Consider the following 19,980-nt stretch of genomic DNA (forward strand, 5'->3'; position numbering starts at 1 on the left):
CCGCTCCCCGCGCACGGCCCCGGGCGGCGGACCCGACGCCCGCCGCCCCGGGGCTACTTCTCCGTGATCCGCCGGTACGCCAGCTCGGCCAGCCGCGCCTGGCCGTCCCGGTTCGGATGGAACCAGTCCCAGGTGCTCAGCAGCGAGGTGTCGAAACGGAAGCCGAAGACCGCGCCGCCGTCGTAGCGGCACAGCTCGTCCGCCGCGCAGACCTCGGCGAGCACCTCGTTGTACGCCACCACCCGGTCGCGCACCGCGGTCCGCCGCCGCTCCGCCGCCGCCCCCGGGTCCAGCGGATCCGCCAGCATCGAGCCGCAGACGCCCAGCTCCCAGACCCGCCGGACCACCGGGTTCGCCCGGCCGGTGTCCCACAGCCGGTGCAGGTCCGGCACGCTCGCCACGTACACCCGCGCCTCCGGGGCGTCCTTCCGCAGCCGGGCGAGCGCCGCCTCGAACGACCGGCGGAAGTCCGTCACCGGCGTCATCCCCGCCGGGGTCGGCCGGCAGGCGTCGTTGGCGCCGATCATCACCGTCACGAGCCCGGGCCGCTCCGCCGCCGCCCGCGCCATCTGCTCCGGCAGCGCCGCCACCCGCGCCCCGCTCCGGGCCAGGTTCCAGCTGTTCCCGGCCACCCGGTCCGCGCCGAGGAGCCGCAGCGCCAGGCTGTTCACCGCCGGGTCCGTGCCGGTCGCCCAGGACGCCTCCGGGCAGTCCGCGAACAGCGAGCAGGCGTCGAAGGCGCGGGTGACGGAATCGCCGACGGCGGCGACGGAGGCGGGGGAGACGTCCCACCGCGAGGCCGGGGTCGGCGTGGGCGTCGGCGCGGGCGTCGCCTTCCGCGCGGGGGCCGCCGTGCTCCCGGGGTCCGGCGACGCGCTCGTGCACCCCGCGAGCGCGGCGACCGCGAGGACCGCTCCCACGACGGCGGTACGGATGCGGTGTCGGCCGTACGGCACCGGCCCCCTCCTTCACGCAGACGTCCTGGCGAGTGAAAGCTTCGTGTCCACCCGCCCCCGGACCGACCGTACGTCACCCCGATGACGGCGCGGCACGGTAGCTTTTCCCCCGTCGAACCTGCGGCGCGCCCGCGCCGACCGGCTCCGGTAAATTACATCACGTCACATGCTGTCCCTTTTCAGAAGGTTTGCGGAGTTCTTCGCCTGATGCTGTTTACCGAGGCCGCTGGGAAGGCGAACCTCGTCCCACACTGGAGGTCCCGGTGACGACACGTGGAGTCCTGTACGTACACTCCGCACCGCGCGCGCTCTGCCCGCACGTCGAATGGGCGGTGGGCGGTGTCCTCGGCGCGCGGGTCCAGCTCGACTGGATCCGGCAGCCCGCGGCGCCCGGCACCTGGAGAGCGGAGTTCTCCTGGCAGGGCGAGACCGGCACCGCCTCGAAACTCGCCTCCGCCCTGCGCGGCTGGCAGATGCTCCGCTTCGAGGTGACCGCCGAGCCCTGTCCCACCGCCGAGGGCGAGCGCTACAGCGCCACCCCCGAGCTCGGCATCTTCCACGCCGTCACCGGCATGCACGGCGACATCCTCGTCCCCGAGGACCGCCTGCGCGCCGCCCTGGCCCGCGCCGCGCAGGGCGAGACGGTCCTGGAGGCCGAGGTCGCCCGGCTCCTCGGCAAGCCCTGGGACGACGAACTGGAGCCCTTCCGCTACGCCGGCGAGGGCGCCCCGGTCCGCTGGCTTCACCAGGTCGTCTGAGCCCGTTCACCCGGACCCGCTAGCTTCGCGGCACTGGGCGCGCCGGGGGGCGCGCGGGCGGGGGACGGGCGTTGAGCACTCTGCGGAGGACGGTCGGCGGGGCCGCCGTCCTGCTGGCGGCGACGACACTGGGCGCGACCCTGGTGCTCCTCGCGGGCTTCGTCTACCAGCTGGCGGCCGGAGACGCGACCGGCGCCCTGGCGGCGTGGGCGGGGGGACTGCTGGTCCTGGCGGTGGCTTTCTTCCTCCTCTTCGGTGCGATGCTGCCGGACGAGCCGACGACCCCCTCCGAGGGCTGGGTCGACGTGCTGGCCTTCTGCTTCGTCCTCCTCGGCCTCTTCGTCGGAGCCCCCTTCGGCATCGCGGGCTACGAAGCCCTGCGCCCCGAGACCACGGCGGTGGCACCCCCGCTCACCGAACCCCGCTGACCACGCCCGAACCCCGCTGACATGCCGGAGGCCCGCCCCCCGGGCAGGGGGCGGGCCTCGCAGGGGTGCGCGGGTCAGACCGTGCGGAACGCCAGGACCACGTTGTGGCCGCCGAAGCCGAAGGAGTTGTTGACCGCGGCGATCGTGCCCTCGGGGAGGGGGCGGGGCTCGTCGCGGACGATGTCGGCGTCGACCTCCGGGTCGAGCTCGCCGACGTTGATGGTCGGCGGGGCCACGCGGTGGTGGAGCGCCAGGACCGTCGCGACGGTCTCGATGCCGCCCGCGCCGCCGAGGAGGTGGCCGGTCATCGACTTGGTGGCGGAGACCGCCACGTGGTCGAGGTCGTCGCCCAGGACCTTCCGCAGCGCCTTGATCTCGGCGACGTCGCCCTGCGGCGTCGACGTGGCGTGCGCGTTGAGGTGCACGACCTCGGCCGGCTTCAGGTCGGTGGTGTCGAGCAGGTGCTGGAGCGCGGAGGCGATGCCCCGGCCGGTCGGCTCGGGCTGCGCGATGTGGTGGCTGTCGGCCGACAGGCCCTGGCCGATCGCCTCGCAGTAGATCTTCGCGCCGCGGGCCTTGGCGTGCGCCTCGGACTCCAGGATCACGACGCCGGCGCCCTCGCCTAGCACGAAGCCGTCGCGGCCGGTGTCGTAGGGGCGCGAGGCCTTCGTCGGCTCGTCGTTGTTCTTCGACATCGCCATCATGTTGGCGAAGGCGGCGATGGGCAGCGGGTGGATCGCGGCCTCGGTGCCACCGGCGACGACCACGTCGGCACGGCCGCTGCGGATCATCTCGATGGCGTAGCCGATCGCCTCGGCACCCGACGCGCAGGCGGAGACCGGGGTGTGGACGCCGGCGCGGGCGTTCACCTCCAGGCCCACGTTGGCGGAGGGGCCGTTCGGCATCAGCATGGGCACGGTGTGCGGGGAGACGCGGCGGACGCCCTTCTCCTTGAGCACGTCGTACTGGTCGAGCAGGGTGGTGACGCCGCCGATGCCGGAGGCGATCACGGAACCGAGCCGCTCGGGGGCGATGGCGGCGTCCTCGCCGGCGGGGGCGGTGAAGCCCGCGTCGGCCCACGCCTCACGCGCCGCGATCAGCGCGAACTGCGCCGAGCGGTCCAGCTTGCGGGCGAGCGGGCGGGGCAGCACCTCGCCCGGGTCGACCGCGGCGAACGCCGCGATCTGGACGGGAAGTTCGGCGAAGCGCTCGCCCTCCAGGGGCTTGACGCCGGAGCGCCCCGCAAGGAGACCTTCCCAGGTCGTCGCGGAGTCGCCACCCAGCGGTGTGGTTGCGCCGATACCGGTGACGACCACGGTGTGATTGGTCGAGCTCACAGGAATTCGTTCTCCATGTGTGTGATGGTCGAAGACGGCGCCACCGCCGGGTGGCGGACCGAGTCAGCGGGGACCGGACCCGGTGGGGCCTGGTCCACCAAGGCCGAATCAGGCCTGGTGCTTGAGGATGTAGGAGACGGCGTCGCCCACGGTCTTGAGCTCCTTGACGTCCTCGTCGGGGATCTTGACGTCGAAGCGCTCTTCGGCGGCGACGACGACCTCGACCATGGACAGCGAGTCGACGTCCAGGTCGTCGGTGAAGGACTTGTCCAGCTGGACGTCCTCGACCGGGATGCCGGCGATCTCGTTCACGATCTCCGCGAGACCCTCGACGATGTCTTCCTGGGTGTGAGCCATGGTGGCGCTCCTTCTAGCGATTACTTGGTAAGGGGGGCTTCCGGGAGGTCCCGGTCGCCTAGGGGAGAGTAACGACCGTCGCGGCGAACACGAGACCCGCCCCGAAGCCGATGATGAGCGCGGTGTCGCCGCTCTTGGCCTGTCCGGTCGCCAGGAGCCGCTCCATCGCGAGCGGGATCGAGGCGGCGGAGGTGTTGCCGGTGGTCTCGACGTCACGGGCGACCGTGACGTGCTCCGGCAGCTTGAGGGTCTTCACCATCGAGTCGATGATCCGCATGTTGGCCTGGTGCGGGATGAAGACGTCCAGGTCGTCCGCGCTGATGCCGGCGGCGTCCAGGGCCTGCTGGGCGACCTTCGCCATCTCGAAGACGGCCCAGCGGAAGACCGCCTGGCCCTCCTGCGTGATGGCGGGGAACTTGATCTCGCCGGCCTCGTTGAGCGGCAGCTTCGAGACGTCACCCACGTGGAATTCGTTCCAGGGGACGGTCTGCTTGATGGTCTCCGACTTGTCGCCCTCGGAACCCCAGACGGTGGGACCGATGTGCGGCTCGTCGGAGGGGCCCACCACGACCGCGCCGGCGCCGTCGCCGAACAGGAAGGCCGTCGCGCGGTCCTCCAGGTCCGTCAGGTCGCTCAGCCGCTCCACGCCGATCACCAGGACGTACTCGGCCGAGCCCTCGACGATCATGCCCTTGGCGAGCGTCAGGCCGTAGCCGAAGCCCGCGCAGCCCGCGGAGATGTCGAACGCGGCCGGCTTCCCGGCCCCGATCTTGTCGGCGATCTCGGTGGCGACGGCCGGGGTCTGCTTGAAGTGCGAGACCGTCGAGACGACGACGGCACCGATCTGCTCGGGGGTGATGCCCGCCGCGGCGATCGCCTTGCCGGACGCCTCCACGGACATCGCGGTGACGGTCTCCTCGGGGGAGGCCCAGTGGCGGGTGGCGATGCCCGAGCGCGAGCGGATCCACTCGTCGGACGAGTCGATCTTCTCGAGGATCACCTCGTTGGGCACGACCCGGGCCGGGCGGAAACCGCCGACGCCCAGGATCCGCGCGTACGGGGCGCCCTTGCTGGGCTTGATCTTCGACATGCTTCTCGACACTCCTCGTCAGACGGCCGTGTGCTCGGCGACGAGCGTACGGGCCGCATCGAGGTCGTCGGGCGTCTTGAGGGCGACGGTGGCCACCCCCGGCAGCGCGCGCTTGGCGATGCCGGTGAGCGTGCCGCCCGGGCAGACCTCGATCAGCGCGGTGGCGCCGAGGGTCTGGAAGGTCTCCATGCAGAGGTCCCAGCGGACCGGGTTGGCGACCTGGCCGACCAGCCGGGCGAGGACCTCGGTGCCGGCGGCGACGGCCTGCCCGTCCTTGTTGGAGACGTATGTCACCTTCGGGTCGGCCGGAGTCAGCTCCTTCGCCGCCTGCTCCAGGGTGGCGACGGCGGGGGCCATGTGGTGCGTGTGGAACGCGCCGGCGACCTTGAGCGGGACGACCCGGCGGACGCCCTCGGGCTTGTCCTCGGCCAGGGCGGCCAGCTGCTCCAGCGTGCCGGCGGCCACGATCTGGCCCGCGCCGTTCACGTTGGCCGGGGTCAGGCCCAGCTTCTCCAGGTGCGGGACGGTCACCTCGGGGTCGCCGCCGAGCAGCGCCGACATGCCGGTCGGGGCGATCGCGGCCGCGTCGGCCATCGCCAGACCACGGGTCCGTACGAGACGGAGCGCGGCGGTGTCGTCGAGGACGCCCGCGAGCGCGGCGGCGGTGAACTCGCCGACGCTGTGACCGGCGACGACGCCGGGACGGGGGCCCGCCGCGTCGGCGGCTGACGTTCCCGCGCCGAGGGCGGCGGCGGAGAGCAGACCGGCCGCGACGAGCAGCGGCTGGGCCACGGCGGTGTCGCGGATCTCGTCCGCGTCCGCCTTCGTGCCGTAGTGGACGAGGTCGAGCCCGATGGCGTCCGACCAGGCCGCGAGGCGGTCGGCGGCACCGGGGAGTTCGAGCCAGGGAGTCAGGAAGCCGGGCGTCTGGGCGCCTTGGCCGGGAGCGACGAGTACGAGCACCCTCACACTCTCTCTTGCGGACGGTGTCCGGCGCCCGTGGGGACTAGGACGAAGAACCGTCGGGGTAATTGTCGGTGTTCGACAAAAGTCTAGGACTGGCCCTCCGCCTCGGCCAAGCGTCCGAGGATCAGCGCGATCCGCAGGGTGAAGGCGGAACGGACATCGGAGGGTGACCAGCCGGTGACGTCGGTCACACGTCGAAGCCGGTAGCGCACGGTGTTCGGGTGGACGAAGAGCATCCTCGCCGCGCCTTCGAGGCTACTGGCCTGCTCCAGGTAGACACTCAGGGTTTCCAGAAGCGCCGAGCCCGCTTCCTCCAGCGGTCTGTAGATCTCCTCCACCAGCTGTTCGCGCGCCGAAGGGTCCGAGGCGATCGCGCGCTCCGGCAGGAGATCGTCCGCGAGCACCGGCCGCGGCGCGTCCTGCCACGCCGTGCACGCCTTGAGCCCCGCCGCGGCCGCCTGCGCGGACCGGGTCGCCGCCAGCAGGTCGGGCACCACGGGCCCGGCCACCACCGGCCCCGGCGCGTACGGCCCGAGCAGCGCCTTCGCCACGCCGAGCGGATTGTCGGAGCCGCCCGCGATCACCACGAGCCGGTTGCCGAGCACCCCCGTGAGGACCTGGAGCTTGGCGTGCCGGGCGGCCCGCCGGATCGCCTCCACCGTCAGCTCGCTGTCGCCGTCCGGGGCGGTGCCGAGCACCACGCACACGTGCTCCGGCGAGTTCCAGCCGAGCGCGGCGGCCCGGGACACGGCGCCCTCGTCGGCCTCCCCGGACAGCACCGCGTTCACCACCAGCGACTCCAGGCGCGCGTCCCAGGCGCCCCGCGCCTCCGCCGCCTGCGCGTACACCTGCGCGGTCGCGAAGGCGATCTCCCGCGCGTACACGAGGAGCGCCTCGCGCAGCACCGACTCGTCGCCGGGCGCGGCGACGTCCTCGATCGCCACCTCCATGACCTCGATGGTCGTCCGCACCATCTCCACGGTCTGCCGCAGCGTGATCGCCCTGGTCAGCTCGCGCGGCGCCGTCCCGAAGACGTCGGTGGAGATCGCCTGCGGCGTCTCCGGGTGCCGGAACCACTCGGTGAACGCGGCGATGCCGGCCTGCGCGACCAGTCCGATCCACGAGCGGTTCTCGGGCGGCATCGCCCGGTACCACGGCAGCGTCTCGTCCATGCGGGCGATGGCGTTCGCGGCGAGCCGCCCCGAGGACTGTTCGAGGCGCTTCAGGGTCGCGGGATGCGGATGAGCGGCGTTCGTGGGTTCAGACACGGGACAAGACTGCCTCATCCGGGCACGGAGGTGCGGGGTCGGGGCGGTTTCGCCGCGGCGGGCCCCGCTACCGTACGGGGGATGATCCGCATCCAGCGCGCGGCCGACCGCTACCCGGGCGGCGACCCCGGGGCCGGCGTCGAGACCCGGCACGCCTTCTCCTTCGGGGCCCACTACGACCCCGACAACCTCCGCTTCGGCCCCCTCCTCGCCGTCAACGAGGAGCGCCTCGCGCCCGGCGCGGGCTTCGACGAGCACCCCCACTCGCACACGGAGATCGTGACCTGGGTGGTCGAGGGCGAACTCACCCACCGCGACAGCACGGGACGCGAGACCCTGGTCCGCCCCGGCGACCTCCAGCACCTCTCCTCGGCGGCCGGCGTCCGCCACGTGGAGCGCAACGCGGGCGACGCCCCCCTGGTCTTCGTCCAGATGTGGCTGGCGCCCCTGGAGCCGGGCGGCTCACCCTCGTACGACCTGATCCGCGGCCTGGAAGGCCCGTACCCCGTCCCGGCGGCGGGGGCCGCGCTCCACGTCCACCGCCTGGCGGCCGGGGAGGAGACCGGCCTCCCGGCGGCCGGGACCCTCTACGTCCACGTGGTCCGGGGCACGGTCGCCCTGGCGGGCGAGGACCTGGCGCGCGGGGACGCGGCGCGCGTCACGGACGCGGCGGGGCTGACGCTCCGGGCGGCCTCCGACGCGGAGGCGCTGGTCTGGGCGTCGGACGCCTGAGGCCCTTCAGCGCACCGCGCTCTTCGCCTTCCACTCCGGCCAGGACAGGTTCCACGCCCCGTACCCGTTCCCCTCCGCGACGACGCCCTTCGTGTCGCCGCCGCGGATCTCGAACGGGTCCCCGACGTTCACGCTCGCGTAGAAGGACTTCGCGTCGGCGGTGCTCATGCCGATGCAGCCGGAGCTGCGGTTGGCGACCCCGAAGTTGCCCGCGTTCCACGGCGCCGCGTGCGCGTACATCCCCGACCACGTCAGCCGCATCGAGTAGTCGACCATCTTGTCGTACGCGTCGCCGAGGCCGACCGTCTCGGAGTTCATCCGGATCGTCCCCTCCTTGGCCATGAGCACGGCCGTCCCCCGCCACGACCGCTTGTCGCCGCCCGGTGTCCCGCCCGAGACGGGAATGGTCCGCACCGTCCGGCCGTCTTTGACCAGCGACAGCCGCTTCGCGTCCAGGTCGACCTTCACCACCTGCGACGCGCCGATCGTGAACCCGGTCCGGTAGTCGCGGACGAACCAGCCGTCGCCGGAGTCCGTCCCGTTCAGGTCCGCCTCCAGCGTGACCTTCGTCCCCGGCTTCCAGTACTCCCGGGGCCGCCAGTCGGCCCGGTCGCGCCCGGAGTAGTCGGTGACCCAACCCCATGATCCCTCGGTGCCGTTGGACGTCGTCACCTTCAACTGCCGCTCCACGTCCGCCTTCCGCCTCACCGGCCGGTCGAAGACGATCGACAGCGGCTGCCCGATGCCGACGGTCGTGTTCTTCCCGGGCGCCAGCGTCAGCTTGTTGACCCGGTCGGCCTTCTCCGTGGTGAAGTCCGACCGCGTCGTCGTCTCCTTCCCGCCCGTGCCCCGCGAGACGACCTCCACGGTGTACGCGGCCCCCGGCACCGCCTTGCGGTCCGAGGTCCAGCGGGCCCCGCCCGCCGCGGACTTCCCGGCGAGCCGCCCGCCGTCCGCGTCCGTGACCGTCACCGACGTGATCGTCCCGCCGGCCGCCGTCACGGTCACCTGCTTCCCGGCCTCCGGCTTCGCCACGGTCACCCGCGCGGGCGCCCCGTCCCGCGCGGCCCCGCCCGACGGGGCGGCGGAGGAGCCGGGGCCGCTCGCCGCCTGGGCGGTGCAGGCGGTGAGGGAGACGGCGAGGGCCACGGCGGCGAGGGCGGGCCGGGACGTGCGTATCGGCGGCACGGAGGACCTCCGGAAGAGGAGAGAAAAGAGTGGGATGCCCGGACTCTAGGCGGCCCGGGAGCCCCTCGGCCCCGCCCGGGGCCCATGTGACGGGCGCTGGTGGAAAACGGTCATCGTCCCGTCACACACGCCGCGCGGACCCGTCTCATCCGGCTGTGAGCCTGCTGTGCGCCGCGCCACCGAGGGGGCGGCCGAACCAAGGAGGCTCCCGTTGTGTCAGCGCTGCTCGTGACGCCCGCACCCGTGAAGCGCAGCCCCGCCGCCGCGCCCGCCGGCCCGCTCCGGCTCGGCCCCGTCTCCCCGGAGGTGTACCGCGCCTTCCTCGCGGCCCGTTCCACGGGCGCGGACGGCCCCAGCTTCCTCCAACTCCCCGCCTGGGCCCAGGTGAAGGAGGGATGGAGCCACCAGCTCGTGGGCTGGGGGCCCGAGTCGGGCGGGCTCACCGGCGTCGCCCTCGTCCTGCTGCGGGCCTTCCCCGGCACCCGCAAGCACTTCGCCTACCTCCCCGAGGGGCCGGTCGCCGACTGGGCCGATCCGGACCTCGACCGCTGGCTCGACCCGCTCCTCGCCCATCTGAAGGCCTCCGGCGCCTTCGCCGTACGCATCGGACCCGGGCCCGCCCACCGCCGCTGGACCGCCGCCACCGTCAAGGCCGCCACCGGGCCCGGCCGCCGCCTCGGCGACGTCCTCGCCGACGAGGTCGACCCGCTCGGCACCGCCGTCGCCGAACGGCTCCGCGCCCGCGGCTGGAAGCGCTGCGGCGGCGACTCCGAGGACGGCGCCGACGCCCAGCCCCGCCACGTCTTCCAGGTCCCGCTCACCGGCCGCACCCCCGACGACCTGTGGTCCGGGCTCAACCAGGAGTGGCGGCGCAACGTCCGCAAGGCCCGCAAGTCCGGCGTCGAGATCACCGTCGGCTCCGCCGCCGACCTGCCGGAGTTCCACCGGCTGCTGAAGATCACCGAGGAGCGCGACGGCTTCCGCCTCGGCCGCTCCCTCGCCTACTACGAGCGCCAGTACGCCGTCCTCAACGCCGAGCACGCGGGCCGGATGAAGCTCTACCTCGCCCGCCACGGGGGCGAGATCCTCGCCGCCCACACCATGATCACCGTCGGCCGGCGGGTCTGGTACCAGACCGGCGCCTCCGCCGACCACCGCCGCGAGGTCCGCCCCTCCAACGCCCTCCAGTGGCGGATGCTGCTCGACGCCCACGCCCTCGGGGCCGACGTCTACGACCTGCGCGGGGTACCCTCCACCCTCGATCCGGACGACCGCGCCCACGGGCTGCTGCGCTGGAAGCTCGGCACCGGCGGACAGGTCGTCGAGACGCTGGGGGAGTGGGAGACACCGATGCACGGCACGACCAACCAGGCGCTGTACCGCGCCTTCCAGGCCTACCTGAACCGCCGATGAGCGCCGGCACCACCCTCGCCCGGCCCGCGCCGTCCCGGCGCAAGCCCGCGTCCGCGCTGCGCAGCGGCGCCTTCATGGCGGCCGGCTCGCTCGTCTCCCGCGCCACCGGCTTCGTCCGCGCCGCCGTCGTCGCCGCCGCGCTCGGCGCGGGCGCGGTCGCCGACGGCTACGCGGTGGGCAACTCCGTCCCCACCATCGTCTACACGCTGCTCCTCGGCGGCGCCCTCAACGCCGTCTTCGTGCCCGAGCTGGTCAAGGCCGCCAAGGAGCACGAGGACGGCGGCGTCGCCTACACCGACCGGCTCCTCACCCTCTGCGGCCTCGCCCTCGCCGTCCTCACCGCGGGCGCCGTCCTCGCCGCGCCCGCGCTCGTCGACGGGTACACCGACTACTCCGGCGGCCAGCGGGACCTGACGATCGCCTTCACGCGCGCGTGCCTCCCGCAGATCCTCTTCCTCGGCCTCTTCACCCTTCTCGGGCAGGTCCTCAACGCCCGCGGCCGCTTCGGCGCCATGATGTGGACCCCGGTCCTCAACAACGTCGTGGTCGTCGCCGTCTTCGGCCTCTTCCTCGCCGTCAGCGACGGCGGCGAGCTCACCTCCGGCGAGACCGCGCTCCTCGGCTGGGGCACCACCGCCGGCATCGCCGTCCAGGCCCTCGCCCTGCTGCCCTCGCTGCGCGCCGCCCGCTTCCGCTTCCGGCCCCGCTTCGACTGGCGCGGCAGCGGCCTCACCGCCCCGCTGCGCGCCGCCGGCTGGCTCGTCCTGCTCGTCCTCACCAACCAGGCCGCGTACTGGGTCACCACCTGGGTCGCCACCTCCGCGGGCACGGACACGGCCGGAGGCGCGGGCCTCGCCGGGTACAACAACGCCTACCTGCTGTGGGCCGTCCCGCACGGCATCGTCACCGTCTCCCTGGTGACCGCCCTCATGCCCCGGATGAGCGGCGCCGCCGCCGACGGCGACCTCGCCGCCGTCCGCCGCGACGTCTCCTACGCCCAGCGCACCACGGCCGCCGCCGTCGTCCCCGCCGCCTGCGCCCTCTTCGCCCTCGCCGGCCCGCTGATGTCGGTCGTCTTCGGGTACGGGGCGACCGACGCCGCCGACGTCCGCGCCATGGCCTGGACGCTGACCGCCCTCGCCCCTGGCCTGATCGCCCTCTCCGGGCAGTACGTGTGCACCCGCGCCTTCTACGCGCTCCGCGACACCCGCACCCCCTTCCTGCTCAACCTGGTGATCGCCGGGCTCAACGCGGCGCTCTCGCTCGCCGCGTACCACTGGCTGCCCGACCGCTGGGCGGTCACCGGCATGGCCGCCGGCTACTCGCTCGCCCTCTGGGCGGGCTGGGCGCTCACCGCGTACGTCCTCCGGCGCCGGCTGCCCGCGGCCGACGACGGCGGCACCGGCCTCGGCCGGCTGCTGGTCGCCGCCGTCCCCGCCACCGGCTACGGCCTCCTCGCCGCCGACGGAACCGCCTCGGCGGGCGCCGTCGTCTCCGGTCTCGCGGGCGCGGCCGCCGTCCTCGGCTCCTTCGTCCTGCTCGCCGGGCCGCTGCGCCTCACCGAGGTCTCCGCCCTGCTCACGACCGCCGCCGGCCGGCTCACCCGCCGGTCCTGACCCCCGTGGGGCCGCCCTCCCGCGGGGGGCCACCACCGACCTTGGGATACTCCACGAATGCCTCGCGTGCTCCTCATCGAAGACGACCCCTCGGTCCGCGAAGGCGTCGAGCTCGGACTCCGGCGCCGCGGGCACGAGGTGCGCACCGCCGCCACCGGGGAGGCCGGGCTCGCCGCCCTCGGCGAGTTCCGCCCCGACCTGCTGCTGCTCGACCTGATGCTGCCCGGCATGAACGGCGTCCAGGTCTGCCGCCGGGTCCGCGAGGACAGCCAGCTCCCGATCATCATGCTGACCGCCCGGGGCGACGACTTCGACGTCGTCGTCGGCCTGGAGGCGGGCGCCGACGACTACATCGTCAAGCCGGCCCGCACCGAGGTCATCGAGGCCCGCATCCGGGCCGTCCTGCGCCGCATCGAGGAGCCCGGCGGCAGCCGTCCCGCCGTCGAGCACCACGGCGCCCTCTCCGTCGACCGGGCCGGCCTCACCGTCGCCAAGAACGGCGAGCGCCTCGCCCTCGCCCCCTCCGAGCTGAAGCTCCTGCTCCACCTCACCGCCGCCCCCGAGCAGGTCTTCAGCCGCCAGCAGCTCCTGGAGCACGTGTGGGAGCACAACTACCACGGCGACGCCCGCCTGGTGGACGCCTGCGTGCGCCGCCTCCGCGCCAAGATCGAGGACACCCCGGGAGACCCCCGCTACATCCAGACCCTGCGCGGCTTCGGCTACCGCTTCGGACCGCTGTGAAGACCTGCGTACCCGGCGAGGAGCCGGGCGCGGAGCACGAGGCCGGTCCGTCGGCCCACGCCCCCGGTCCGTCGGCCCGCACCCCCGGTCCGTCGGCCCACGCCCCCGCCGCCGGGCCCGGGTACGGCACCGCCCCGGAGAACGGCGCCGGGGAGACCCGCCCCCGGCAGGAGGACGCCCCGGCGCGGAGCCGCCGGGGCCGGACGCGGGGGCGCGGGCCCCGGCCGTTCGGGCTGCGGACGCGACTGGTGTTCGCGTTCCTGCTCGTCGCGGCCGTCGGCTGCGGCACCACCGCCGCGCTCACCTACCGGGCCGCCCGCAGCGCCATCCTGGAGCAGACGCAGAACACCGCCGTCTCCGCCTTCCGCCAGCAGGTCGAGGACCTCAACATCAGCCTTCCCCTCGACGAGGGCTCCCTCCGCGACCGGCTCCTGCACATCGCCCGGCAGGGCAAACCGCGCCCCTGGCGGGTCTACGCCGAGTACGGCACCCTCCGCGTCTCCTCCACCGACCGCCCCACCTCCTCCGTCCTCACCCCGGAGCTGCGGGCCCGCGTCCACGCGCGCGAGACGACCCCGCACACCGGCTTCCAGCGCGTGGTCACCAACGGCACCCCCTATCTGACGATCGCCGTCCCCGCCGTCTTCCTCACCCAGGTCGGCGGCGAGCCGCAGCCCACCGGCCTCGTCCTGTACGCCGTGATGGAACTGCGGGAGGACGAGGCCAACATCGAGGCCCTGGTCACCGCCGCCCGCGACGGCGCCCTGCCCGCCCTCGCCATCGCCCTGATCCCGGCCCTGATCGCCGCCCGCGGCGTGCTGCGCCCGGTCCGCGAACTCCGCCACGCCGCCGCCAGCATGGGCCGCGGCCGGCTCGACACCCGCATCCACGCCAAGGGCAGCGACGAACTCGCCGACCTGGCGCGGACCTTCAACGAGTCCGCCGCCGAACTGGAGCGCTCCGTCACCGAACTGCGCCGCGCCGAGGCCCGCGCCCGCCGCTTCGCCTCCGACGTCTCGCACGAACTGCGCACCCCGCTCGCCGGGATGCTCGCCGTCACCGAGGTCCTCGACGAGGACGCGGGCAGCCTCGACAGCGACACGGCCCGCGCCGTCCGGCTGATCAGCGCCGAGACCGTCAAGCTCGCCGTGCTCGTCGAGGACCTGATGGAGATCTCCCGCTTCGACGCCCGCGCCGCCGAGCTCCACACCGACGAGGTCGACGTCGCCGACTGCGTCCGCAAGACCCTGAGCGGTCGGCACTGGACGGACCCCGAGCAGGTCCACGCGGTCCTCGGCGAGGGCATCAGGGCCCGGCTCGACCCCCGCCGCTTCGACGTCGTCGTCGCCAACCTCGTCGGGAACGCGCTGCGGCACGGCCGCGCGCCCGTCACCGTCCGGGTGCACGCCGACGGCGGGTCCACGCTCGTCGTCCAGGTCTCCGACCGGGGACCCGGCATCCACCCGGACGTCCTGCCGCACGTCTTCGAGCGCTTCTACAAGGCCGACCCGGCCCGCGCCCGCTCGGCCGGCAGCGGCCTCGGCCTGGCGATCACCGAGGAGAACGTCCGGCTGCACGGCGGCACCGTCGAGGCCGGCAACCACCCGGCGGGCGGCGCGGTGTTCACGGTGAGGATCCCGCTGTGAGGCGCCGGACGGCCCTGCGCGCGGCGCTGCTGGCCGCGCTGCCGCTCGCCGCCGGCTGCGGCATCCAGGGCAGCGACGTCGTGGAGGCGGGCGGCGCGCCGACCGTCGTCGTCCAGCCGATCCCCGAGAGCCGGATGCTGCTCTACTTCCTCGGCCCCCACGGGGAGCCGATGCCGGTCTCCCGGGACACCGACACCACCTACTTCCCCCTCCCCGAGCGGACCCGGCCGGAGGGCGGCCCGGGCGAGGCCGACGCGGCCTCCGCCGGGGTCGGCCCCGGTTTCGAGTCCGGTGAGGAGCCCCCGTACGGCTCCTCGCCCGCCACCGTGAAGGTGCTCGCCGCCCTGCTCGCCGGCCCCGGCGGCGCCGAGTTCCAGGCGGGCATCACCACCGAGCTGCCCGAGAGCGGCGGGCCGATCCGCGTCGAGTCCGAACCCGCGGGCGGGATCCGGCTCCGCGCCCCCTTCGCGGCGCGGGAGCTGTCGCGGGGCGCGGTCGTCCAGCTGGTGTGCACGGCCGCCTACGCCGTGGACCGCTCCGGCACGGCCCCGGTGACCGTCGAGGGCCCGGACGGCGCCCTGCCGGCCACCACCTGTGAGGCCGCGGCCGGCTGAGGCCGGGGCGGGGGCGCCGGGTCAGCGCCGCAGGTCGGCGAGGACCGCGTCCGTGAACGGCGTCCACGCCTCGATCGCCCACGGCCCGAAGGCCCGGTCGGTGAGCGCCACACAGGCGGCGCGGACGTCCGGGTCGATCCACAGGAAGGTGCCGGACTGGCCGAAGTGGCCGAAGGTGCGCGGCGAGGAGGTCGTGCCGGTCCAGTGCGGGGACTTGGCGCCCCTGATCTCGAAGCCGAGCCCCCAGTCGTTGGGCCGCTGGTGCCCGTAGCCGGGCAGGATGCCGGTGAGGCCGGGGTACGTGACGGTCATCGCGTCCAGGACCGTGCGGGCGTCGAGCAGCCGGGGCGCCTGCACCTCGGCCGCGAACCGCACCAGGTCGTCGACGGTCGACACCGCGTCCTTGGCGGGGGAGCCCTCCAGGGTGGTCGCGGTCATGCCGAGGGGCGCCAGGACCGCCTGGTGCAGATAGTCGGCGAAGGGGATGTCGGTGGCCTTGGCGACCAGATCGCCCAGGACCTCGAAGCCGGTGTTGGAGTAGATCCGGCGGGTGCCCGGCGCGGCCTGGACCCGGTTCTCGTCGAAGGCGAGCCCGGAGGTGTGGGCGAGCAGGTGGCGCACGGTCGCGCCCTCGGGCCCGGCCGGCTCGTCGAGGTCGATCGCCCCCTCCTCGTACGCGACGAGGACCGCGTACGCCGCCAGCGGCTTGGTCACCGAGGCGAGCGGGAAGCGCCGCCCGGTCGGGCCGTGGCTCCCGGCCACCGTGCCGTCCGCGCGGACCACGGCCGCCGCCGCGGTGGGGACGGGCCAGTTCTCTGTCGCCGCCAGGCTGGGCACGCTGCTGCTCTCCATGGGGCCGAGCCTACTTGCTTGGAGTGCGCTCCAACCTTTTAGCGTGGGGGCATGAGCGTGATCGAGAGCACCACCCGGCCGCCGGCCGCCCGCAAGGACCGCTACACGATCAGCGAGGTCGCCGCCCTGACCGGACTCACCGCGCACACCCTGCGCTGGTACGAGCGGATCGGCCTCATGCCGCACGTCGACCGGTCGCACACCGGACAGCGCCGCTTCACCGAGCGGGACCTCTCCTGGCTGGACTTCGTCGGCAAGCTCCGGCTGACCGGGATGCCGGTCGCGGACATGGTCCGCTACGCCGGACTGGTCCGGGAGGGCGAGCACACCCACGGGGAGCGCCGGGCCCTCCTGGAGGCCACCCGCCGGGACGTGCTGGCCCGGATCGAGGAGCTCCGGTCCACGCTCGCCGTGCTCGACCTCAAGATCGACCACTACGGAACCATCTGCGGAGGTACTTCCTCATGACCGAGACGACCGCCGGGACCGGCAAGACGGACAGGGCCGGGAAGACGGACAGGGCCGGGAAGACGGACGGCACCGGGAAGATCGACACCGTACGGCTCGGCCCGGGCCGGGACGGACCGGAGATCGGCGTCCAGGGCTTCGGCGCCATGGGCATCAGCGAGTTCTACGGCGCCACCGACGAGGCCGCCGCCCGCGACACCCTGGACGCGGCCCTGGAGGCCGGCGTCACCCTGATCGACACCGCCGACATCTACGGCAGCGGCGCCAACGAGGAGTTCCTCGCCCCCTTCGTCGCCGCGCACCGCGACGAGATCGTCCTCGCCACCAAGTTCGCCATCGAGCGCGACCCGGAGCGGCCCGCGTACCGGGGCGTCCGCAACGACCGCGCCTACATCCGGCAGGCCGTCGAGGGCAGCCTGCGCCGCCTCGGCACCGACACCATCGACCTCTACTACATGCACCGCCGCGACCCGGCCGTGCCGCTCGCCGAGTCCGTCGGCGCGATGGCCGAGCTGGTCGCCGAGGGCAAGGTCCGTCACCTGGGCCTGAGCGAGGTCACCGGGCCCGAGCTGCGGGAGGCCTTCGCGGTCCACCCGATCGCCGCCCTCCAGTCGGAGTGGTCGCTCTTCTCCCGGGACGTCGAGCGCTCCGCCGTGGCCGCCGCCGCCGACCTCGGCGTCACCTTCGTCCCGTACTCGCCGCTCGGCCGGGGCTTCCTCACCGGCGCCTTCGCGGACGCCGGCAAGGACCTCTCGGACGGCGACTTCCGCCGCCACCAGCCCCGCTTCACCGGCGAGAACGCCGAGCGGAACGCCGCCCTCCTCGACCCGGTCCGGAAGATCGCCGCCGCCCACGGGGCGACGCCCGCGCAGATCGCCCTCGCCTGGGTCCAGCAGCGCGCCGCCGTCCACGGCCTGACGGTCGTCCCCATCCCCGGCACCCGCAAGCGGTCCCGGCTGGAGGAGAACGCCGCCGCCACCCGCATCGCCCTCGACGCCGCCGAACTCGCCGCGCTGGAACCCCTCGCGGGCCTGGTGGCGGGCGACCGCTACCCGGACATGAGCTTCACCTCGGCCGCCCGCGAGGCCTGACGTCCGGGCCCGGGCCTCACGCCAGGCCCAGGGCGAAGACCGCGAACCCCGCCGCGAGCACGCCCGCGAGGGCGCGGCGGGCCGGGCCGGTGCGCGCCCACGGCGACTCGAAGCCGCGCGCGTACCGGCCGATCAGCACGAGGAGGCCGGCGAAGACCGGCATCCAGGCCAGCCGGGCCAGGATCCAGCCGACGGAGTCCGGCGCCCCGACGAGACCGGGCACCTCGCCCAGGTACGAGGCGGGGACCGCCGCCGCGAGCATCGCGGTCTGGTGCCAGCACAGGATCGTCATCGCCGACAGGTTGACCACGACCACCGGCGCCCAGAGCGCGGGCCGCCGCAGCCACCGGCCGAGCCGGTCCCGCAGCAGGATCGCGGCCCCGCTCTGGAGCGCGGCGAGCGCCAGGACGAGCAGCGACGGCGGGTGCGAGTTGGTGCGGGCCTCGCCGGGCACGCCGACCATCGACGCCGGGTAGCCGAACAGAAGCAGCAGGACGGCGAAGAGCGCCGCCCCGCCGAGCAGCAGCCCCCAGGCGTGCCGGCGGTCCACCCGGCCCCCGCCCCAGGCGGTGCCGAGCTGGTACGCGAAGAGCCACCCCGGCAGGATGTTCAGCAGGCTCAGCCAGGACGGCACGGCGTCCGCGTACGGGCCGTACCGCAGGAAGTCCACGACGGCGACCGAGCCGAGCAGCGGGGCCGCCGCCCACACCCCGAACCGGCGCGCGGCCCGTACGCACAGCGGGGTCAGCGCCGTCACCACCGTGTACACCCCGACGAACCACAGCGGCTGGACCACCAGCGTGGACGCCGTCCGCAGGGTGTCCACCGGCACCCCGAAGCCGTGGTGGAGCAGCGGCAGCAGCGCCGCCCACACCGCCGTCACCCCGAGCACCGGCCGGCCGAGCCGGGCGAGCCGCCCGCCGAGCCAGGCCCGGGTGGTGCCGGTCCGGCGGTGGTAGGAGAGGACGGAGGCGTAGCCGCCGACGAGGAAGAAGATCCCCAGCATCTGGAGGATCCAGCTCGCCGGGGCGAGCGCGCCGAAGGCCGCGAGCGGCGAGGCGTTGTGGATCGCGCCGTCGGCGGAGAGCGTGAACCCGCCGAGCAGCCAGTGCCCGGTGGGCACGGCGAGCAGCGCGAACGCCCGCAGCCCGTCCACGGCCCGGTCGCGGTGGGCCGGGGTGCCGGCCTCGATCTTCCGGACGAGGGCCTTCACCGGAGCGAGGACCCCCGGGGGAGCGGGCGTCTTCACGGGGGCGGACGGCTTCATCGGACGTCCCCCTCGGCGATCGCGGCGAAGGCGCGCAGCGAGGAGGTGCCGGGCGCGAAGTAACCGTCGTGGCCCGCCGCGTCGCCGGTCGGCACGACCCTGGCCCCGAACTCCGGCGCCGTCGGATCGGTGCCGTGCCCGTATCCGCCCACCGACACGTACGGCACCCGGTCGATCCAGTCCGTCGGGTCCTTCGCCGCCCACACCCGGGCCGTGGTCCGCAGCGCCGCCGCGTTCTCCGCCCGCATGCCGGGGGAGCCGAACACCACCAGGTCCTTCGCCTTCAGGCCGTGGGCGGCGAGCCCGCAGACCACGGAGCCGTAGCTGTGGCAGAACAGGGACGGCTCGGGGCGCACCCCGGCGGCCCGCAGCCCCTCCGCGAAGCGGGTGAGGCGCTCGGCGCCCGCCTCCGCCAGGTCCCCGGCGGCGGCGTCGACCCCGACGCCGAGCGGGGTGGTGTAGCCGGCCCAGGCGACGACGGCGGTCCGCCCGCCGGTCGCCCCGCGCAGGGCGGTGGCCTTCCGGGTGAGGGAGTCCAGCCGCCCGGAGTCGACGTCCGAGCCCGGCACCAGCACCGCCACCCGCTCGGCCGTGGCCAGGTCCCCGTACACCAGGACCGTCTGGCCCCGGCCCCGGGGGTCGTACGCCAGGACCCGCGCCCCGGGGCGAAGGCCCGGCGCGGTCCGGGCGTTGGCCGCGTAGCGCAGTTCCAGCGGCGCCCCGTCCAGGTTCCCGACCACCGTCGGGTGCGTCCGTACGAGCCGCTGCCGTTCCTCGGGGCCGAGTCCGGCGAAGAAGCGGGCGATCCCGCCCGGGTCCGTCCGCTCCGGGTCCGGCAGGCCCGCCGCCCGCCACGCCGCGGTCCCCGGCGGCGGCCCGGTGACCGGCTCCTGCGCGGTCCCGGACGCCCAGCCCGCCGTCCCCGCCACGACCGCCGTCACCATGACGGCGGTCACCAGGCTCCTCGTGATCCGGCCCATGCCCGTCCTCCCTCTCTCGTCGTCGGCGAGAGGAAGGTAGGAAGGGGACGGGTGACGGCACGTCACACCGGGGAGCCAACTCCCGTGCCGTACCGGGGTAGGGGGTGGACGAGGAGACCGCCCCCGGCGCGGGGTGGGGCTAGGGTCTGTTGTGAAAGTGCTGGTCACAGCCACTCGTTGATGGCTGCGACCAGCACGGTCGCTTCGTAGCG

At 74.4% G+C, this 19,980-nt stretch carries 20 protein-coding genes; 10 read left to right on the top strand and 10 right to left on the bottom strand.

Annotation, left to right across the window (positions count from 1 at the left end):
* Positions 1 to 53 precede the first annotated feature (53 nt).
* Positions 54 to 956 (bottom strand): GDSL-type esterase/lipase family protein, encoded by a 903-nt coding sequence (locus tag IE245_RS12470; protein WP_189946875.1) that lies wholly within the window; start codon positions 954 to 956, stop codon positions 54 to 56.
* Between the two features lie 263 nt (positions 957 to 1,219).
* Between IE245_RS12470 and IE245_RS12475 the strand changes: the two genes are divergently transcribed.
* Both IE245_RS12475 and IE245_RS12480 read left to right on the top strand, forming a co-directional pair.
* Positions 1,220 to 1,714, top strand: a complete 495-nt coding sequence (locus tag IE245_RS12475) for a DUF3145 domain-containing protein (protein WP_169085145.1) — start codon at positions 1,220 to 1,222, stop codon at positions 1,712 to 1,714.
* A 71-nt stretch (positions 1,715 to 1,785) separates the two neighbouring features.
* Complete coding sequence (locus IE245_RS12480) at positions 1,786 to 2,142, top strand: hypothetical protein (RefSeq protein WP_189946876.1); 357 nt, start codon at positions 1,786 to 1,788, stop codon at positions 2,140 to 2,142.
* Positions 2,143 to 2,216: 74 nt separating this feature from the next.
* Here the strand turns inward: IE245_RS12480 and IE245_RS12485 are convergent, their stop codons facing one another.
* From IE245_RS12485 to IE245_RS12505, 5 genes are all read right to left on the bottom strand, one after another.
* Positions 2,217 to 3,479, bottom strand: a complete 1,263-nt coding sequence (locus IE245_RS12485) for a beta-ketoacyl-[acyl-carrier-protein] synthase family protein (RefSeq protein WP_189946877.1) — start codon at positions 3,477 to 3,479, stop codon at positions 2,217 to 2,219.
* A gap of 108 nt (positions 3,480 to 3,587) precedes the next feature.
* Complete coding sequence (locus tag IE245_RS12490) at positions 3,588 to 3,836, bottom strand: acyl carrier protein (protein WP_189946878.1); 249 nt, start codon at positions 3,834 to 3,836, stop codon at positions 3,588 to 3,590.
* Between the two features lie 58 nt (positions 3,837 to 3,894).
* Complete coding sequence (locus IE245_RS12495; protein WP_189946879.1) at positions 3,895 to 4,926, bottom strand: ketoacyl-ACP synthase III; 1,032 nt, start codon at positions 4,924 to 4,926, stop codon at positions 3,895 to 3,897.
* Positions 4,927 to 4,944: 18 nt separating this feature from the next.
* Positions 4,945 to 5,889 (bottom strand): ACP S-malonyltransferase, encoded by a 945-nt coding sequence (locus IE245_RS12500; protein ID WP_189946880.1) that lies wholly within the window; start codon positions 5,887 to 5,889, stop codon positions 4,945 to 4,947.
* 89 nt (positions 5,890 to 5,978) lie between these two features.
* Positions 5,979 to 7,160 (bottom strand): PucR family transcriptional regulator, encoded by a 1,182-nt coding sequence (locus IE245_RS12505; protein WP_229851238.1) that lies wholly within the window; start codon positions 7,158 to 7,160, stop codon positions 5,979 to 5,981.
* Between the two features lie 81 nt (positions 7,161 to 7,241).
* Here IE245_RS12505 and IE245_RS12510 point away from each other — a divergent pair, with 81 nt between their 5' ends.
* Positions 7,242 to 7,892 (top strand): pirin family protein, encoded by a 651-nt coding sequence (locus IE245_RS12510; protein WP_189946882.1) that lies wholly within the window; start codon positions 7,242 to 7,244, stop codon positions 7,890 to 7,892.
* A 6-nt stretch (positions 7,893 to 7,898) separates the two neighbouring features.
* On the opposite strand, the gene IE245_RS12515 is transcribed toward IE245_RS12510, so the two are convergent.
* Complete coding sequence (locus tag IE245_RS12515) at positions 7,899 to 9,080, bottom strand: L,D-transpeptidase (protein ID WP_189946883.1); 1,182 nt, start codon at positions 9,078 to 9,080, stop codon at positions 7,899 to 7,901.
* 213 nt (positions 9,081 to 9,293) lie between these two features.
* Here IE245_RS12515 and IE245_RS12520 point away from each other — a divergent pair, with 213 nt between their 5' ends.
* Genes IE245_RS12520 through IE245_RS12540 form a run of 5 tightly spaced genes read left to right on the top strand, consistent with a single transcriptional unit; the run spans position 9,294 to position 15,110 of the window.
* On the top strand, positions 9,294 to 10,493 hold the full coding sequence (locus IE245_RS12520) for a lipid II:glycine glycyltransferase FemX (RefSeq protein ID WP_189946884.1): 1,200 nt from the start codon (positions 9,294 to 9,296) through the stop codon (positions 10,491 to 10,493).
* On the top strand, positions 10,490 to 12,109 hold the full coding sequence (murJ, locus tag IE245_RS12525) for a murein biosynthesis integral membrane protein MurJ (protein ID WP_189946885.1): 1,620 nt from the start codon (positions 10,490 to 10,492) through the stop codon (positions 12,107 to 12,109). The genes IE245_RS12520 and murJ overlap by 4 nt, the downstream gene beginning before the upstream one ends.
* A gap of 57 nt (positions 12,110 to 12,166) precedes the next feature.
* Positions 12,167 to 12,850, top strand: a complete 684-nt coding sequence (locus IE245_RS12530; RefSeq protein ID WP_189946886.1) for a response regulator — start codon at positions 12,167 to 12,169, stop codon at positions 12,848 to 12,850.
* Complete coding sequence (locus tag IE245_RS12535; protein WP_373305312.1) at positions 12,847 to 14,496, top strand: ATP-binding protein; 1,650 nt, start codon at positions 12,847 to 12,849, stop codon at positions 14,494 to 14,496. The genes IE245_RS12530 and IE245_RS12535 overlap by 4 nt, the downstream gene beginning before the upstream one ends.
* Positions 14,493 to 15,110: a hypothetical protein gene (locus IE245_RS12540; protein ID WP_189946887.1), complete on the top strand. Its 618-nt coding sequence runs from the start codon at positions 14,493 to 14,495 to the stop codon at positions 15,108 to 15,110. Before IE245_RS12535 ends, IE245_RS12540 begins: the two co-directional genes overlap by 4 nt.
* Before the next feature lie 21 nt (positions 15,111 to 15,131).
* Here the strand turns inward: IE245_RS12540 and IE245_RS12545 are convergent, their stop codons facing one another.
* Entirely contained in the window at positions 15,132 to 15,962 is an 831-nt protein-coding gene (locus tag IE245_RS12545) for a serine hydrolase domain-containing protein (RefSeq protein ID WP_229851239.1), read from the bottom strand.
* A 51-nt stretch (positions 15,963 to 16,013) separates the two neighbouring features.
* On the opposite strand from IE245_RS12545, the gene IE245_RS12550 reads away from it, so the two are divergent.
* Together IE245_RS12550 and IE245_RS12555 are read left to right on the top strand one after the other, a co-directional pair.
* Positions 16,014 to 16,430, top strand: coding sequence for a MerR family transcriptional regulator (locus IE245_RS12550; RefSeq protein WP_189946888.1), 417 nt, complete (start codon positions 16,014 to 16,016; stop codon positions 16,428 to 16,430).
* Positions 16,427 to 17,521 (top strand): aldo/keto reductase, encoded by a 1,095-nt coding sequence (locus tag IE245_RS12555; protein WP_189946889.1) that lies wholly within the window; start codon positions 16,427 to 16,429, stop codon positions 17,519 to 17,521. Before IE245_RS12550 ends, IE245_RS12555 begins: the two co-directional genes overlap by 4 nt.
* A 16-nt stretch (positions 17,522 to 17,537) precedes the next feature.
* On the opposite strand, the gene IE245_RS12560 is transcribed toward IE245_RS12555, so the two are convergent.
* Together IE245_RS12560 and IE245_RS12565 are read right to left on the bottom strand one after the other, a co-directional pair.
* Complete coding sequence (locus IE245_RS12560; protein ID WP_229851240.1) at positions 17,538 to 18,788, bottom strand: acyltransferase family protein; 1,251 nt, start codon at positions 18,786 to 18,788, stop codon at positions 17,538 to 17,540.
* Positions 18,785 to 19,768: an alpha/beta hydrolase gene (locus tag IE245_RS12565; RefSeq protein ID WP_189946890.1), complete on the bottom strand. Its 984-nt coding sequence runs from the start codon at positions 19,766 to 19,768 to the stop codon at positions 18,785 to 18,787. The genes IE245_RS12560 and IE245_RS12565 overlap by 4 nt, the downstream gene beginning before the upstream one ends.
* Positions 19,769 to 19,980: the final 212 nt, after the last annotated feature.

Origin of the sequence: Streptomyces roseolus, assembly GCF_014649855.1 — a bacterium.
GTDB lineage: Bacteria > Actinomycetota > Actinomycetes > Streptomycetales > Streptomycetaceae > Streptomyces > Streptomyces roseolus.